The following is a 16505-nucleotide window of genomic DNA, read 5'->3' on the forward strand; positions in this document are numbered from 1 at the left end:
TACTGGCACCAGGCGTGACAACCGCGCTGACATACAATGGGGATTCGAAAGTAGCAACATTAAAAGGGACCAACAACAGTGGCTCCCAGATAATCAACCTTGCATATCAGTACTCGCCAACAGAACAAATCACTCAGATAACGGATGGCAACAAAGTCAGAAAATACACGTATACACCGTCCGGAAATTTGGAGACAGTGGAAGCAAACGGAAAGAGATACAAATACACCTATGACGGCAACTCCAATGTCACCAAAGTAGACAATTTAACTACAGGAAAAACGAAGGAAACGTATACGTACACAACCGGAAACCGACTGCTTCAACAGAAAGTTTATAATGAAAGCACGGGAGCGTTAGTTCGAACCAATAATTTCGAATACAACACAACAGGTGCCATTTCGAAAAAGACAACAATAGAAGGTAGCACCACGACCATCCAGACCTACGGCTACAATAATATGGATCAGCTGGTTGCCGTAAAGAAAACGGTTAATAACCAAGTAGTCGAGCATTTTGAGTATGAGTACGATCAAGATGGGAACCGCCTGGCAAAAATCAATATCCTGGCAAAGCAACATTTTCACTATCACCGCGATACGAATGGAGAGATTTTCTCCATCACAAAGGAAACAGGCGGCGAACCTGAAGGTGTGTCCAACTTCTACCGGGATGCAGATGGCAATTTATTAAGCATGCGCTATAATAATATTGTCTACTACTATCAATTCAATGCCCGCGGAGACGTCATCGCCCTGACCGATTCAGCCGGGAATATCGCGGCAACCTATGAATACGACGAATGGGGTAATGTCACTGCTATCACAGGCAACCAAGCCCTGGCCGATGCCAATCCATACCGATATGTCGGAAAATATGGGGTCCTTTATGATAAGGACATCAACCTATATCTCATGGGCTGGTAAGACTATGATCCTTCCACCGGACGTTTCATCGTTCCGGATGAATACGAAGGAGAAGAGGACGAACCAACATCTCTGAACCGTTACCTATACGCCGATGCCGACCCAGTCAACAATATCGACCCGGACGGTCATGCACCAAAATGGCTGCAAAAAGGCTGGAAGTCCACCAAGAAAATCGCCAAAAAAGGCCTGAAATTCGGTGTCTTGGACGACATCAACACCCTGCGCAGCCCGAACTCCAAGTGGTATCATAAAGCAGGAGCTGCGGCTAGCCTTGCCTCCAATTTTGTGCCGGGAGCGGGAGTGGCTAAGCTTGGAGTAAAAGCTGTCGCAAAATACGGTGTGAAAAACATCCAAAAAGGAGCCAAAGGACTCAAGGCGAAGAAGTTTGTTGCTACTACGGTGAAGCAGAACCGCACGGTGAAGGCGAAGAAGCAAGCTGTGAAGGCTAAAACCAAACCGAAACCGGTACAGTCGGTAAGTAAGGGGAACAATAGGAAGAGTAATAATAGCAAGGGAAGTGTTTCTAAAAGGTGGAAAGTTGGTGATGATGTTTATAAACCAACATCTAAAGGTAAAGAGCCAGCATGGAACACTGTGAGATCAAGATATTGGAAAAATGAAGCGGCAAGTGCTAATGCAATAAAAAAATATGGTGCAGAAAACGTAGCAAGGATGAAAAAAGGGAATGCTCCGCAAAGATATAATCCTGATAAGGGTGGTATGGAATCAAAGGAATTGAGTCATGAACCTATTCCCAAAAGAGATGGCGGAAAAGATTTTGTTCCAAGGTGGCCACAAGACCATGCGAAAGTTGACCCGTTTAGAAGACCGGGCTATTAAGGGAGGGAACAAATACTATGAGTTTAGGTGAGATGTTTATTAAAAATAAGGGGGAGGCATTAAATATCAATGGTAGCCAGGTAGTTATGTCAAAGAGGTTTGAGGTTAAACTAGGGCAAGATATCAAAATTGAATTTATTAGTTGTAGAAATGAATATAGACAAGGTATTGAACTATCACTTGACAAAAGAAAAGGCTATATTGAGATTAATAGTCAAAGAATAAAATCACCTGTCTTTTGGCAAGATAGTGCTCCATCCAGCTTTATTATTAAATGTTTCCCTCATAATCAAGTAGGTCAATTGAATCTATGGAATATATGGGATTTTGATGGAGGGGTTGAAGCTTGGGTTGGAAATGCCGGAATAATAGTTGAGCAAGAAGATGACAATAACTTTCTGTTTCGATGTAGTAACGGTATTGGTGATATTGACTTTAACGACTTAGTTTTCAGACTTACAGTGATATATTAATTAAATTTTCTTTAGAAGCACGAGACTGCTGAAAAATGATTATTTAACTAATGGAAGATTAAAAAAATGTCTATATAATTCAAAATAATCAACCTTGGTTGGCTCAATGTTTTTCAAGGTTTTTTATGACTAGCTGGAAAGCAGGGGACGGTCCTCTGCTTCTTTTTATTTTATTTCCTATATTCATGTCCAAAAATTCCCATATAAGACTAATAAACACGCTATAATAATATTACCTACTTTTATCAATTCAATGCCCGTGGAGACGTCATCGCCCTGACCGATTCAGCCGGGAATATCGCAGCAACCTATGAATACGACGAATGGGGTAAAGTCACAAGCATCACTGGCAACCAAGCCCTGGCTGATGCCAATCCATACCGATATGTTGGGAAATATGGGGTCCTTTATGACAAGGACATCAACCTATATCTCATGGGCTGGAGAGACTACGATCCTTCCACCGGCCGTTTCATCGTTCCGGATGAATACGAAGGAGAAGAAGACGAACCAACATCTCTGAATCGTTACTTATATGCCGATGCGGATCCAGTCAACAATATCGACCCGGACGGGCATGCTCCAAAATGGTTGCAAAAAGGCTGGAAGTCCTCCAAGAAAATCGCCAAAAAAGGCCTGAAATTCGGTGTCCTGGACGACATCAACACCCTGCGCAGCCCGAACTCCAAGTGGTATCATAAAGCGGGTGCTGCGGCTAGCCTTGCCTCCAACTTTGTGCCAGGAGCGGGAGTGGCGAAGTTTGGAGTGAAACTAGGAGCTAAAGCGATTTCCAAAGGTGCCAAGGGCTTAAAGGCGAAGAAATTCGTCGCAACAACCGTCAAGCAGAACCGTACGGTGAAGGTGAAGAAACAGGCCGTGATGGCTAAGGCGAAACCGAAGCCGTTGCAGTCGGTGAATAAAGGGAATACGAGGAAAAGTAATAATCATACCAAGGGAAAGGTAAATTTTTCCAAAAAACCATATAATAAAAGCAGACCTAGTTATGGAAAGGGTCAAGTTGAACAAGTTTGGGAGAGTGCTAAAGATCCTAAGAATGGAAAAGTCTATGATCCTTCAGGTGCGGAGATAATTTGGGATAAATCTAAGCCAAGGAACGGACAATGGGATATGGGCCATATACCAGGAGAAAAGTATTCTGAAGTTCATGAATTGTATATGAAAGGTATAATTTCAAAGAAAGAATTCTTAGAGTGGTACAGGAACCCTAAAAACTATAGACCAGAATTACCAAGTACTAACCGAGGTCATAAGTATGAAAAAAGGAGGTAATAAAGTAATGGATATAAATAAAGCTGATCTTTGGACTATTATAAAGTTCGGAAACTTTGAAGATTTTTTGGGGAAGTTAAAAAACGGAAATAAGTGTATTGAAGACGTAATAAACTCTGTTGATATAAATGGAATTAGTTTACTTGAGAGATCATTAATTAGTAGAAAGTTTGATATTGCAAATTTCTTACTAGACAATAATGCAAAAGTTAATATCATTTCCAATGAAGGGTGTAATGAATTACATTATTTAGCAGCAAATATTAATTGTACAGGTGCTGTTGATTTGGCAAATAGGTTGGTTGAAACGGGTGTTGACTTGAATTTGAAAGATGGTAAATTTTCTAATTCTGCAATAATGACTCTATGTCAAGAAGTATTAAAGGAACGTACAAAGGAAGGAAACGAACTAATAATTAAATGTTTAGGAAAACGACCGAACATTAATGATTTAAATAGATATGGTTATTCATTAAAGCGAATAATTGAAGAACGTGGAACGGAGGATATGAAAGAAGCGTTGGAGGCGATTAGTTGAAAAAGAGTTTAGGGTTAGGAGGTAGCGTTGTATCCAAAAATATTCTCAAAAATCTAGGGGAATTGAAATGGTGTATTAAAGAAGAACCAATAAATGAGGTTGATAATGGGTGGAGATTCTTATCTGACATAGATACAGAAGAATTTCTTGCAGATGCATCGAATATGTCAATTTGTGACTGGGGGACGATCCTTGAAATAGAACCTGCAATAATTAAGATTTTTGATATGCCGATTGGCACAGAGATTACTTTATTAACCGAAAATAATAAAAAGTATTTTGTTTATACTGAATCGGGAGAAAAGGTATTTTTCTAAGAAAGGATTATAAGTGTGAAGTACAGATTAATATTACTAGCATGAAGTTATAATGAAATTAATCTGTATTGCATGAAGCGGGGGACGCTCCCCTGCTTTTTTCTATTTATCTCAATTATTTTTATAGCAGTAAAAACATCTGATCAATTTATAAACCAAAATCAAACAATTGCTATAATAAAATTGTTTACTATTATCAATTCAATGCCCGTGGAGACGTCATCTCCCTCATCGATTCAGCCGGAAATATCACGGCAACCCAGGTATGAAAAAATAAAAGGGAGGTATCTCAAATAGATATCACTACCAGTAATATATATAGTGAAGTAAATAGTTATTTCTCTGTAAGTCATAAAGTGGATTTGATAATTAGGGAGGAGCTAAATAAATTTCTTAAGGAGGACTTGCAAAAAGTAGTTGAAAATGATGAAGTCCTATATTTTAACTTAATTGTATCTACAAATAAAAATACTATTAGTGTAGAGGTAAAGGGGCCTGACTTTGATTCAAAAGAAAAAATGATTAACTGGGGTTTATGGTTAACCTATGAAGAAATAACAAATCAACCTGTACAAAGTAAAGAATATATTAAATATTATTTTGACGCACTCGTGCTCATTTTTAAATACTATGGACTCTCAGATGAAAAAATAAGAAATATACAGAAGAGTGTTGAAGAGGAGGTTATTGGTAATAAACAATATGATTATGAAGAGGAGACTTTACATTTAGACTTTTCTGACTTAGACTTCGAGTAGTATAGTTAAATAAAATAGTAAAGAACTAGAGGAAGAATATTAGGGAGCAGGGGAAAATTCTCTGCTTCTTTTTTATATCCATTTTAGTCCAAACTCACCTTATAAGACTATCAAAAAAGCTATAATAATATTACCTACTATTATCCATTCAATAGCCAGCGGAGACGTCATTGCCCTCACCGATTCAGCCTGGAATATCGCGGTAACCTATGAATACGACGAATGGGGGAATGTCACAAGCATCACAGGCAACCAAGCCCTGGCTGATGCTAACCCATACCGATATGTCGGAAAAGATGGGGTCCTTTATGACAAGGACATCAACCTGTATCTCATGGGCTGGAGAGACTACGATCCTTCCACCGGTCGTTTCATCGTTCCGGATGAATACGAAGGGGAAGAAGACGAACCAACATCCCTGAACCGTTACCTATATGCCGATGCCGATCCAGTCAACAATATCGACCCGGACGGACATGCACCAAAATGGCTTCAAAAAGGCTGGAAGTCCACCAAGAAAATCGCCAAAAAAGGCCTGAAATTCGGTGTCCTGGACGACATCAACACCCTGCGCAGCCCGAACTCCAAGTGGTATCATAAAGCGGGTGCTGCGGCAAGCCTTGCCTCCAACTTTGTGCCAGGAGCGGGAGTCGCGAAGTTTGGTGTGAAACTAGGAGCTAAAGCGATTTCCAAAGGTGCCAAGGGCTTAAAGGCGAAGAAATTCGTCGCGACAACTGTCAAGCAGAACCGCACGGTGAAGGCGAAGAAGCAAGCCGTGATGGCTAAGGCAAAACCGAAGCCGGTGCAGTCGGTGAATAAGGGGAATACGAGGAAGAGTAATAAGGATACAGGTAAATATCAAGTTGGAGCATATAAAGATATTAAAGGAGTAAAAGGACTTGATGCCCATCATGTAGGACAGAAGGCAGCAATGAAGAAATTAGTAAAAAATTATGATTTAAATACGGCACCTGCAATTAATGTTCCAAAGGTGGGGCACACCATTAAAGGACCTAATGGAATAGTTTCTAGAAGTGCAAAAGGAATAGATAATCCTAGACAGTTATTGGCAAGAGATATTAGGGAACTTAGAAGAGTCTATGATGACATACCGAATTCTGCTTTAAAAAAACTTATTAAATTAAACAAAAAAATGTATCCAGAAATGAGGAAGTAAAATGAGTGATATTTTTGTGAAATCACTTTATGAGACCATCGTTAAAGAGAACCTTCAACTATACAAAAACTTGTATGAAACAACGAATGTTACTTCTAAAACAGATGATTATTGGAAAAAAGCTATTGGTTTTTACAATAGTTTAACTGGTGAAAATAAAGATACCTTAATGAGAATAATTGAACAAACCATGATCGATACCACTTCAAACATGCTAGGTGTAATAGATGGAAGCTCAACTTTAAATGATTGTTCGTTAGAACCCAAATTACTGCTTGATTCTAAGGATACAGAAGGAGAACTACAAGATTTGTTTTTAGAATTCATAGAAGATCGAGATAGCAACAACTAATTGAAAGTTTGATTACAGAGGTTATATTAATATTACAAAAGATAATTATATAATTTAAATCAAGTTTTAAACCTTGATTGGCTAAATGCCATTCAAGGTTTTTTTATGCTTTAACCTTCTTACGATTAAATCAGCCAAAAGTATATTATGAAGATCCCCAAATTAATTCCCATATTGAACCTTTTACAAACCATCAAATATCTTGGATACGAAAGAAAAGAAGCAATAAAAGTAGTTGGTAAATAAGAAAGGTAGGCTCATAACTTACCAAACCAATCACTAATGGCTCAAAATTTGGGAAGAAGGCGGCTGTACTATGCTTCTTTTTGTTTTATATTAGAACCAAAAGAACATAATTAATCTATCAAACACGCTATAATAAATAGTCTACTATTATCAATTCAATGCCCGTGGAGACGTCATCGCCCTGACTGATTCAGCCGGTAATATCGCGGCAATCACTATGAATACGACGAATGGGGTAACGTCATAAGCATCACTGGCAACCAAGCCCTGGCCGATGCCAATCCATACCGATATGTCGGAAAATATGAGGTCCTTTATGACAAGGACATCAACCTATATCTCATGGGCTGGAGAGATTACGATCCTTCCACCGGCCGTTTCATCGTTCCGGATGAATATGAAGGGGAAGAAGACGAACCAACATCTCTGAATCGTTACCTATACGCCGATGCCGACCCGGTCAACAATATCGACCCGGACGGGCATGCTCCAAAATGGCTACAAAAAGGCTGGAAGTCCACCAAGAAAATCGCCAAAAAAGGCCTGAAATTCGGTGTCCTGGACGACATCAACACCCTGCGCAGCCCGAACTCCAAGTGGTATCATAAAGCGGGTGCTGCGGCTAGCCTTGCCTCCAACTTTGTGCCGGGAGCGGGAGTGGCGAAATTTGGAGTGAAAGCTGTCGCCAAATACGGTGTGAAAAACATCCAAAAAGGAGCCAAAGGACTCAAGGCGAAGAAGTTTGTTGCTACATCTGTGAAGCAGAACCGCACGGTGAAGGCGAAAAAGCAAGCCGTGAAGGCTAAGACGAAGAATAATACTAAGGGTAGTAATCAGTTACAAAAGTGAAATCTAACCCGAAAAACTCTGTAGTTGTTCAACAAATTACAGTCAAAACAAAAAGCGGGGTTAAAACAAGAATAGATATAATGCACAGGGATGCAAAAACAGGTAATATAAGTTGTATAGAATGCAAGGCTTCTCAGACTGCTCCGCTAACCAAAAATCAAAAAATTGCATTCCCTGAAATATCCAAAACAGGTGGAGTAGTTGTTGGGAAAGGTAAGCATCCATTTAGTGGTGGAACAGTAATACCTCCAACACAAATAAATATTATACGTAAGAAGAAGTGATAGGAGGGACATAATGGGGTTGAAGCAAACAGATGAGGTAGATGTTATTAGTTTTAATAAAGATGATGGTGTAGTTACCTTAGGGATAATTGATACTATGGATTGGAATGCCATTGACGAACACCTTATGCTTCTTCAAGAAAAACTGAATGTATATTTAAGTTTTTTAGAGAGTGGAGAGATTTATTCCCAGTATGAAGTTGCAAATGGAAGTGAATTTGAAATAAAGATATATTTTTAAAAAAATCCTCCTCAGTCAGGTGAACTTTTCATTGAACAAGTTTCCGATATTATAAATAGAGCTGGGTTCAAATTCAGTTATGAAGTTGGTTTATGAGTTAAAAAACCTTGATTGGCTAAAAGCCTTTCAAGGTTCTTAACTTTGTTGAAAGCAGTGGACGGTCCTCTGCTTTTTTTATATTCCTTATTCTAGTTCCAAAAGCTCCTTTTAAGACTATCAAAAAATCTATAATTATATTGTCTACTATTATCAATTCAATGCCCGCGGAGACGTCATCGCCCTGACCGATTCAGCCGGGAATATCGTGGCAACCTATGAATACGACGAATGGGGTAACGTCACTGCTATCACTGGCAACCAAGCCCTGGCCGATGCCAATCCATACCGATATGTCGGAAAATATGGGGTCCTTTATGACAAGGACATCAACCTATACTTGATGGGCTGGAGAGACTACGATCCTTCCACCGGCCGTTTCATCGTTCCGAATGAATACGAAGGGGAAGAAGACGAACCAACATCTCTGAATCGTTACTTATATGCCGATGCGGATCCAGTCAACAATATCGACCCGGACGGGCATGCTCCAAAATGGTTGCAAAGAGGCTGGAAGTCCACCAAGAAAATCGCCAAAAAAGGCCTGAAAATCGGTGTCTTGGACGACATCAACACCCTGCGCAGCCCGAACTCCAATTGGTATCATAAAGCAGGAGCTGCGGCTAGTCTCGCCTCCAACTTTGTGCCGGGAGCGGGAGTGGCGAAGTTTGGAGTGAAACTAGGAGCTAAAGCGATTTCCAAAGGTGCCAAGGGCTTAAAGGCGAAGAAATTCGTCGCAACAACCGTCAAGCAGAACCGTATTATTAAAGTTAAGAAAACTGTAGCAAAAGTAAAACCAATTCAAACAGTATCTAAATCTAACAAAAGAAAAGTAAACAGTAAAGCTGCAAATCTAAGAAAACAAGGGTTTCAGGAACACCATATAATTAGTGATAAGAATAAATTAACCCAAAATCATAAATTGCTAAAGGAAGCTGGATTTGACTTGCAATCTAGAAGCAATAAAATGTTCTTGCCAAGCAAAGCTTCCTTACATCCTACAAGAAGTATACACAAAGGAAAACATACCAATAAAGTCAGTGAGAATCTAGCAAGGCAAATGGATCAAGTACTAGAGATTGGAACTGCAAATGGTTGGTCTCAAAAGCAATATAATGATGCATTACGAGGGATAATTAGCGGAGAAAGACAATTGTTAAGAAATGGAAGCAGAGCTTGAAATAAGAATAAACGCCAATGGGCAAAATAAGAAAGAGGTGTATTTAGTGTTTTGGATTTGGTCTGTACCCGAAGATTACCCTAACAATAGAATAGGAGAGTATATTGAAGGTAGTGGAACAGATAGGTTTCTTTTTAGAGAAGGAAAGAAATTATTAAAAGAAGAGGTGGTTTCCCCTAAAATAATTTTTGAATGTGATGAAAAATATTTATATGATGTTTTGCCTAATAATGGTTTCCTTTTAATTGTCTCGGAAAAAGTAATAGAAATATTAAATGAAAACTGTCCGGATGATATTCAAATTTTCGAAGCAAGTGTTTATGCTAAAAATGGTAGAGTTCCTAATTATTTTCTATTAAATGTCCTGAATTCTATTGAAGTACTAGATAAAGTCGAATCGAAGTACACTACTATTAGAGGAACGGATGCAATTCTTAGCCTAGATAAAATAGTTTATAAAGGAAACTTAGAACATCACTATCATATTCTAAGAAATAAAGATTATAAATCTCATGTACTGGTATCTGATTCTATCAAAACTGCATTTGAGAAAAAACGGGTTAAAGGTGTTCAGTTTGAATAAATAAACTATTGAGAAGCAGGGAACGGTCCTCTGCTTCTTTTTTATATTCTTTATTTTTTCTTACAAAACTATGAAACACGCTATAATAATATTGTCTAATATTATCAATTCAATGCCCGCGGAGACGTCATCGCCCTCACCGATTCAGCCGGGAATATCGCGGCAACCTATGAATACGACGAATGGGGTAATGTCACACGACATCAACACCCTGCGCAGCCCGAACTCCAAGTGGTACCTTAAAGCGGGTGCTGCGGAAAGCCTGCCTCCAACTTTGTGCCTGGAGCGGGAGTGGCAAAGTTTGGAGTGAAACTAGGGGCTAAAGCGATCTCCAAAGGTGCCAAGGGCTTAAAGGCGAAGAAATTCGTCGCAACAACCGTCAAGCATAACCGCACGGTGAAGGCTAATAAGCAAGCAGTGAAGGCTAAGACGAAACCGACTAAGTGATAGACAACGTATGGAAAAATATGTATGGGATGTAAAGAAAAACTTCGGGAGGAAATATAATGAAGGTTTAAAGGAAGCTGTCAGGTACGGTCAGCAACTTTATCGGAAGCCGCCAAAAAAATAACTTGAGGAGGAAGAACATTGGGAGTGCCTGGGTATCGAGTTGTGAAAGGGTCAGGAATCTTCAACCATTCATTTGGTGGAGATTCCTGGACTACACCAATTTGTCCTAATTGTAAGACTAATTCACATCTAATCTTTTGTTTTAACTTAACTGATTCAAGACTAAATCAAATATACAATAGGTCTTTAAAAGATTTACCGCTAGTTTCTTGTTTGAATTGCTCTTCATACTGGGAACGTCAAGTCTTTAAAATTGATCCAGTTAATAGAAAAGTAAATATTGTAAAACAGATCGATAATGAAAGATGGGTTAGTGAAGAGGAAGACCGATTGCCTTATCCACTTCCTGTATCTGCTATGACATTACAACAGTTCCAAAAAGTTGATACACCTTCTACCGACGAACCATCTGACCTTGCTTTTGAGGCATTTGGTTCGGAATACGTATGTAGGATTCTTGGGAAACCACTTTATGCTGTTGATAACATTAATAAAAATTGCGAATGTTGCAATAACCCGATGGAATACGTAGCTACAATATGTAGTGAGGATTTTAATTCAGAGGGATTAGTACATGAAAATTTCTCGTTTAATTTCGGTGAATCTTTTCTCTATTTCTATCTATGCAAAGTTTGCAATATATTAGAAACTGAAATGCAAAGTACCTAAGCATAGTGGAAGAATTTGAAAGTAAACCTTGAAAGGTATAAATCTTTCAAGGTTTTTTGGTATTTCAAAATAGGTGATCTAAAGATGTAAGGGTTTTTCCTTTCTTCAGAATTAATAAGGTAAATATTTTATAAATGACAAATTTTTGATACCCTTAGCTTTCGGAATTAAACAAGTAAAAACATCATTTCCTTTTTTATGGTCCGTTAAATTAAAAAAGCTTGTTAAATAAGTAGGTGATAAAGTGATAAGGAAACTTGAAAAAGAAGTGTTATCAAAAGAGATTAGATTTAAAGATATACAAATCTCAAACATAAATGACTTGATGAAAATAGACAAAAGTTTCAAGGATGTTGTGCCGATCTTGCTTAAGCATATTCGAGAAATAGTTGATGAAAGTGATAAGCAATTCCTAGTAAGATGCTTAGGAGTAAAGGGGTTTACTGAAGCTACTGAGGACTTAATAACTGAGTTCAAGAACTCTCGAAATCTATCTTATAAATGGGCAATTGGAAACACACTATCAATTATTCAAGACAAATCAAAAGTAGAAGAATTACTCGAGATTATTCAAGATAAGAAACATGGAATAGCTAGACAAATGTTGATTATTGCTGTTGCTAAAATGAAGGAGAAAAAAGGAATTCCAATCTTGTTAGACTTACTTAATGATGAAGAGGTAAATGGTCATGTAATAAGTGGGTTAGCATATTATAAAGATCCCAAATTAATTCCCTATATTGAACCTCTTACAAATCATCCAATATCTTGGATACGAAATGAAGCAATAAAAATAGTTGGTAAGTTTAAAAGGTAGGTTTATAACTTACCCACCCATTGACTAATGGCAATAAAATTACGGAAGCAGAGGGACGGTCCACTGCTTCTTTTTTAAATTCTTACTTTTATATTATAGCCAGAATAGTACCTTAATAGATTAACAAATTGAGGACAAATATGCGCATTTTCCACTTATTTACCATTAAATGCACATGGAGATGTCATTTGTGTTTCTGACGCCTATGGAAAAAAGAGGATAATAAGGTAATCTGCCGAATAGTAATAGAGGATAGTGGGAAGGGGGCCAAGGGGCAATATGTATGGTTTAGATAAAAGAAACAGGCTTCTACTATTGCCTTTTACCGGAGTAGGATTTCTTTATCTTAGTTTTCTCTGTTTATACTTGTTCGATTTGTTATCTGGGGCCTTTTTTGTACTCCTTTTACTTATGTTAATAGTTATGTGCGCCATTTTTATAGGAGTTTCCATAAATGTCCGACCAACTTGCAGATCGTTTATCCTCTCTTCCATTTTTATCAGTTTCCTAGTTTTATATGAGTATCCCTTACTGTTTATGGATGATTCAGAGTCCATTCATTATTTATATTATCCGACACATGAAGTGGTGGAAGGTTCAGGCATATTTATTGCTAGTGTTTTAACAGCTTATGTGATGGAAGGGGCAGATACGGAGTTTCAAAATGGTATCAATCAATATGGTGTCATTTATATAGATAATCGTCTACGGTATAAAGATAAGGTCGATTCTTTCTATGGATTATTCTCCACCAGAGAGAATATGGATGTGACGATGGGTGAAAATCTATCCTTTTTACTTGAGGAAATCCCTCTTGAAATTAGCGACTATTTGACAAGGGAGGATCGGAGCGGAGATAGTTCAGGTTTGGCCTTGACTCTTTCATCGCTTTCGAAAGAGGACAATTGGAACAATGAAGTGCCTATCGCTGTAACGGGGGCAATTGATAAGGATGGGAATGTATTGGAAGTCGGACTTATTCAAGAAAAGGTCCAAATTGCCGCAAGAGACGGTCACACCCATATGATTGTTCCACAAGACAACTTGTCAGAGGCTGAGAAGATACAACAAGAATACTCCTTATCAATTAAAATATCTGGAGTGAAAAATGTAGAGGATGCCATAGAGATAATAGAAAAATGGAATGAAGAAGCGAATTAATAGAAATGATATTTCAAGAAGGGAGGAGGCTGGCATTCGATTCATTGCCTTATTAGTAGTAGGTTTTCTCGTTGTTCTTGCTGTAAACAGGGAAGAAACACCAACGTTTAATTTTAGTGAAGACACCACAGGGGATGCCCACCATCTAGGGAAGGTACTTCAGAAAAAGGGAGAAACTATCCTCTTAGAAGAACAATACAATCACTACAACCAGCCGCTCTCCAAGCTATGGGTTACGGTTAATGAAGTAACCGAAATTCTAACGGCGGAAGGGGAGGAAACGACGATTTCTGTGGTAAGAAAAGGGGACATGGTGGAGGTTTGGAATGATGGAGTGGTTTTAGAGTCTCATCCTGGTAAGACAACGGCTTTGAAACTAAGAAAGTTACCGTAATTAGCATGCAACAGCTAGATACGAAGAAATGGTGTAATGTCACAAGCATCACAGGCTAACCAAGCCCTAGGCGTTGCAAATCCATACGGAGTCGGAAAATAGAAGAAGGTATTATAGTTGAAGTCAAAGTAATGAATCTAAGTGAGGCTATAGATTTTTTAGAAAAAAATCAACCTCTTCCAGATGATAGCTCATTGGAAGGTAATCCTGAGATACTCAATACATATAATGAGGTTAGAAAATATTTCTTAGATAATCCTAATCCAATTTGTATACCTCTGTTTTTGAACTCATTTGGAGAAGGCAGTGGTTTTGGAGCTTACCAACTAATAGAGGACGTACTTTTGAAGTATTTACCAGAACAAGTAATGCCTCATTTAATTGAAGGATTAAATAGTGCGCAATATGAGATAAGATATTGGAATACGCAAATTGCTTCATCCTTTCCAGATGAAGATTTAATTGAACCGTTGGCAAAATTATTATCAGACAATTCACCAGATATTAGATATATGGCTGTTGTAGCCTTATCAGAAATTAATGATCAAAGGGTTATAAGTCTAATTCAAACAGCTCTAAAGGAAGAGGAAGATACTGAAGTGATGGAACTTATAGAGGATGTTATCAAAAAATCGTGCTAAATAATGAGAAACTAACCTTTGATTGGCTGATAGGCAGAAATATTTAAACGCTGCTGAAAGGAGTTTGGGAAATCTAGATGAAATGTAAAGGAATAAAATTAGGTGATGTATATGCAATCCCCCTACCAGATGGTAAATTTGCATTTGGTAGGAGATTTAAAGACGCAGGCATTGCGATTTATAGCTACATTGGGATTTCAATAGCAGATATTCCTCGTAATGAAGATTATCAATTTATTGTTGGAGTATATGAAGATATACTTAAATCAGGGGAATGGACATATATTGAGAATCGTCCATTTCATAATGAAGAGGAAGCATGGCCTCCACCAGCATGTTTAATCGATTCAATAACAGGTGATTACTCTATCTATCATAGGGGAGAAATAAAAGATGCTAATAAAGAAGAATGTGTTGGTCTTGAAATAGCAGCAGTATGGGAGGGTAATCAAATCATCGATAGAATCATGGGTGATGACAAGTGGCATAGGGATCCTTTGAAATAGACTGCTAACCTAAAAAACCTTGATTGGCTAAACGCTTATCAGGGTTTCTTTTATTGGGGAGATAAACTCGAAAGAACATCTTATACGAAAGCGAAAAGGATATGTGCTTCTTCATAACGAAATATAACAATGGTAAGACTTCCTGATATAAATTTGTTAAGTAATCTAGAAATAGAAAAGGTCTTTTTATATATACTCTATCTAAAATAGAAACAAGGTGATCATGTGGATATTATGAGTTCACTGGTAATGTATGGAGATATTGGTATAAACAGTAGCAGCTTGGTATCTCGAAAATTAATAAAGACTCAAATTATGAAAGTCAAAAAGATTACTGAGTTCGGAAATAAGTTAAATAAAAATTTGATAAGGAGGGTTTATATGAGAAAGTTGAGTTCTAGTCAGGAATTATTTTTCCAGACACTACATGAAATTCAAGACGAAGCAGTTCAGGGTGCTTTGAGCAAATATAATTGTGTAAATGCCGAGAAGGTATTATATGAAGTTACTTATGAAACCATTTATGGAATCTTGGAACTTATTGATGGTTATATGAAGGATAACCTACAGCTAGATCTCATTGAAAAGGAAAGTAATAACTCTTTGAAGCAAAATATTCAATTACACGATGTTTGTGTAGATTTTATTAATAAATGAACTAGGGGAAGGTGAATAATGAATAGTGAAGAATTTGTAAAAAGCATTATAGATGTAGTTCGTGATGCAAGTATTTCAGATAGTATAGAAGATTTAGTTGATCCGCCTGGAAGAAAACCTAGTAGTGAGGACCTTGAACTTTCTAACTGGTTTTTGCATCTAAACGATAAAGAAAAAGAAATAGTCGTTAATATTATTAGAAGGGCTGTGGATACTTCCATTTTTGGGTTTTTTACTGTACTTGATGGTGTTCGACCAATCGTGGATTCCGATAAAGGTATTTTGGAGCTATATTATAGGGAAAATGATAATAATCATTTTCTAAACACTAATCAAGAAGAATACCTACACGATATTTTTAATAGAAAAATCGAAAACGATAACACACGCTTGTAATTGTGGAAATGATGAGATGTTTGAAAGGGTAAATCCTATGAGCATATGGTGATGATAATAGTGAAAAAGAAAAAAGTTAAGGTTAATACTGGCGACGTATTTACCATTAAACTTGATCATAATTTATATAGTTATGGTCAAGTAGTAGGCGAAGGAACATTCTGTGACTGTATCGTTATATACGACTTGATTTCGAGGGAACATCCCCCAGTAAATACTATAATTTCAAATTCAGTAATTCTATTAATTCAGACGGTAAACTCGAGGTTAGAGAATGGTTTATGGAAAATCATTGGAAATGGAGAGATTCCCGAATTAAACTTACCGATTTACAAGGTCGAGACTGAAGAAGGATATATGTTGGCCAATTATAAAGGTGAAATAATTGATGATTCTCCAGACCAAGACCAAGTAAAAGATTTTAAAGAACTTGAATCCTGGTCCCCAGTTTCTTTAGAGAATGCAGTAAGAGCAAAGTTTATTACTGGTGAATGGGATGACTACTACAACGACCTTATTTATATTGGTTGAATTCAACTTT

Annotated in this window: 23 protein-coding genes and 2 pseudogenes; all 25 read left to right on the forward strand. The window is 37.6% G+C overall.

Going from position 1 to position 16505, the window contains the following annotated elements; genetic code table 11:
- Positions 1 to 14: 14 nt before the first annotated feature.
- The 25 genes and pseudogenes from EKQ44_RS21550 to EKQ44_RS07390 all read left to right on the forward strand — a co-directional run bounded on the left by EKQ44_RS21550 (position 15) and on the right by EKQ44_RS07390 (position 16495).
- Complete coding sequence (locus EKQ44_RS21550) at positions 15 to 926, forward strand: RHS repeat domain-containing protein (RefSeq protein ID WP_237662892.1); 912 nt, start codon at positions 15 to 17, stop codon at positions 924 to 926.
- A 15-nt stretch (positions 927 to 941) separates the two neighbouring features.
- A pseudogene (locus EKQ44_RS21630) lies at positions 942 to 1046 on the forward strand (RHS repeat-associated core domain-containing protein); the annotation flags it as partial.
- Positions 1047 to 1130: 84 nt separating this feature from the next.
- On the forward strand, positions 1131 to 1769 hold the full coding sequence (locus EKQ44_RS07275) for a hypothetical protein (RefSeq protein ID WP_237662893.1): 639 nt from the start codon (positions 1131 to 1133) through the stop codon (positions 1767 to 1769).
- 17 nt (positions 1770 to 1786) lie between these two features.
- On the forward strand, positions 1787 to 2242 hold the full coding sequence (locus EKQ44_RS07280; RefSeq protein WP_237662894.1) for a hypothetical protein: 456 nt from the start codon (positions 1787 to 1789) through the stop codon (positions 2240 to 2242).
- A gap of 297 nt (positions 2243 to 2539) precedes the next feature.
- Positions 2540 to 3532, forward strand: coding sequence for a GH-E family nuclease (locus tag EKQ44_RS21555; protein ID WP_414491282.1), 993 nt, complete (start codon positions 2540 to 2542; stop codon positions 3530 to 3532).
- Positions 3533 to 3539: 7 nt separating this feature from the next.
- On the forward strand, positions 3540 to 4070 hold the full coding sequence (locus EKQ44_RS07290; protein WP_237662895.1) for an ankyrin repeat domain-containing protein: 531 nt from the start codon (positions 3540 to 3542) through the stop codon (positions 4068 to 4070).
- Complete coding sequence (locus EKQ44_RS07295; RefSeq protein WP_237662896.1) at positions 4067 to 4387, forward strand: immunity protein Imm33 domain-containing protein; 321 nt, start codon at positions 4067 to 4069, stop codon at positions 4385 to 4387. The genes EKQ44_RS07290 and EKQ44_RS07295 overlap by 4 nt, the downstream gene beginning before the upstream one ends.
- Positions 4388 to 4791: 404 nt before the next feature.
- Positions 4792 to 5145 (forward strand): hypothetical protein, encoded by a 354-nt coding sequence (locus tag EKQ44_RS07300; RefSeq protein WP_237662897.1) that lies wholly within the window; start codon positions 4792 to 4794, stop codon positions 5143 to 5145.
- A gap of 196 nt (positions 5146 to 5341) precedes the next feature.
- Positions 5342 to 6322 carry an RHS repeat-associated core domain-containing protein gene (locus tag EKQ44_RS07305; RefSeq protein WP_331254652.1) on the forward strand — a complete coding sequence of 327 codons (981 nt, stop codon included), beginning with the start codon at positions 5342 to 5344 and terminating at the stop codon, positions 6320 to 6322.
- 1 nt (position 6323) lies between these two features.
- Complete coding sequence (locus tag EKQ44_RS07310; protein WP_237662898.1) at positions 6324 to 6674, forward strand: transposase; 351 nt, start codon at positions 6324 to 6326, stop codon at positions 6672 to 6674.
- 480 nt (positions 6675 to 7154) lie between these two features.
- Positions 7155 to 7769 (forward strand): annotated as a pseudogene (locus EKQ44_RS07315) (RHS repeat-associated core domain-containing protein); the annotation flags it as partial.
- Complete coding sequence (locus EKQ44_RS07320; protein WP_237662899.1) at positions 7766 to 8053, forward strand: hypothetical protein; 288 nt, start codon at positions 7766 to 7768, stop codon at positions 8051 to 8053. The pseudogene EKQ44_RS07315 and the gene EKQ44_RS07320, both read left to right, overlap by 4 nt.
- A 13-nt stretch (positions 8054 to 8066) precedes the next feature.
- Positions 8067 to 8294: a DUF6572 domain-containing protein gene (locus EKQ44_RS07325; RefSeq protein WP_237662900.1), complete on the forward strand. Its 228-nt coding sequence runs from the start codon at positions 8067 to 8069 to the stop codon at positions 8292 to 8294.
- A 304-nt stretch (positions 8295 to 8598) separates the two neighbouring features.
- Positions 8599 to 9570, forward strand: a complete 972-nt coding sequence (locus EKQ44_RS21560) for an AHH domain-containing protein (RefSeq protein ID WP_414491260.1) — start codon at positions 8599 to 8601, stop codon at positions 9568 to 9570.
- Positions 9554 to 10153 (forward strand): imm11 family protein, encoded by a 600-nt coding sequence (locus EKQ44_RS07335; RefSeq protein WP_237662901.1) that lies wholly within the window; start codon positions 9554 to 9556, stop codon positions 10151 to 10153. Before EKQ44_RS21560 ends, EKQ44_RS07335 begins: the two co-directional genes overlap by 17 nt.
- A gap of 291 nt (positions 10154 to 10444) precedes the next feature.
- Positions 10445 to 10600 carry a hypothetical protein gene (locus EKQ44_RS07345; protein ID WP_237662902.1) on the forward strand — a complete coding sequence of 52 codons (156 nt, stop codon included), beginning with the start codon at positions 10445 to 10447 and terminating at the stop codon, positions 10598 to 10600.
- Positions 10601 to 10747: 147 nt separating this feature from the next.
- Entirely contained in the window at positions 10748 to 11392 is a 645-nt protein-coding gene (locus EKQ44_RS07350) for an rRNA methylase (RefSeq protein ID WP_237663321.1), read from the forward strand.
- Positions 11393 to 11636: 244 nt separating this feature from the next.
- Complete coding sequence (locus EKQ44_RS07355) at positions 11637 to 12209, forward strand: HEAT repeat domain-containing protein (protein ID WP_237662903.1); 573 nt, start codon at positions 11637 to 11639, stop codon at positions 12207 to 12209.
- Between the two features lie 537 nt (positions 12210 to 12746).
- Complete coding sequence (locus EKQ44_RS07360) at positions 12747 to 13370, forward strand: S16 family serine protease (RefSeq protein ID WP_237662904.1); 624 nt, start codon at positions 12747 to 12749, stop codon at positions 13368 to 13370.
- Positions 13354 to 13764 carry a DUF3221 domain-containing protein gene (locus tag EKQ44_RS07365; RefSeq protein WP_237662905.1) on the forward strand — a complete coding sequence of 137 codons (411 nt, stop codon included), beginning with the start codon at positions 13354 to 13356 and terminating at the stop codon, positions 13762 to 13764. Before EKQ44_RS07360 ends, EKQ44_RS07365 begins: the two co-directional genes overlap by 17 nt.
- Before the next feature lie 131 nt (positions 13765 to 13895).
- Positions 13896 to 14405, forward strand: a complete 510-nt coding sequence (locus EKQ44_RS07370; RefSeq protein ID WP_237662906.1) for a HEAT repeat domain-containing protein — start codon at positions 13896 to 13898, stop codon at positions 14403 to 14405.
- Between the two features lie 77 nt (positions 14406 to 14482).
- Positions 14483 to 14911 carry an Imm26 family immunity protein gene (locus tag EKQ44_RS07375; protein ID WP_237662907.1) on the forward strand — a complete coding sequence of 143 codons (429 nt, stop codon included), beginning with the start codon at positions 14483 to 14485 and terminating at the stop codon, positions 14909 to 14911.
- Between the two features lie 381 nt (positions 14912 to 15292).
- Entirely contained in the window at positions 15293 to 15568 is a 276-nt protein-coding gene (locus tag EKQ44_RS07380) for a hypothetical protein (RefSeq protein WP_237662908.1), read from the forward strand.
- A gap of 18 nt (positions 15569 to 15586) precedes the next feature.
- Entirely contained in the window at positions 15587 to 15964 is a 378-nt protein-coding gene (locus tag EKQ44_RS07385; RefSeq protein WP_237662909.1) for a hypothetical protein, read from the forward strand.
- A gap of 60 nt (positions 15965 to 16024) precedes the next feature.
- Positions 16025 to 16495: an Imm26 family immunity protein gene (locus EKQ44_RS07390; protein WP_237662910.1), complete on the forward strand. Its 471-nt coding sequence runs from the start codon at positions 16025 to 16027 to the stop codon at positions 16493 to 16495.
- Positions 16496 to 16505 lie beyond the last annotated feature (10 nt).

The organism is Sutcliffiella horikoshii (assembly GCF_021991925.1).
Taxonomy (GTDB): domain Bacteria; phylum Bacillota; class Bacilli; order Bacillales; family Bacillaceae_I; genus Sutcliffiella_A; species Sutcliffiella_A horikoshii_F.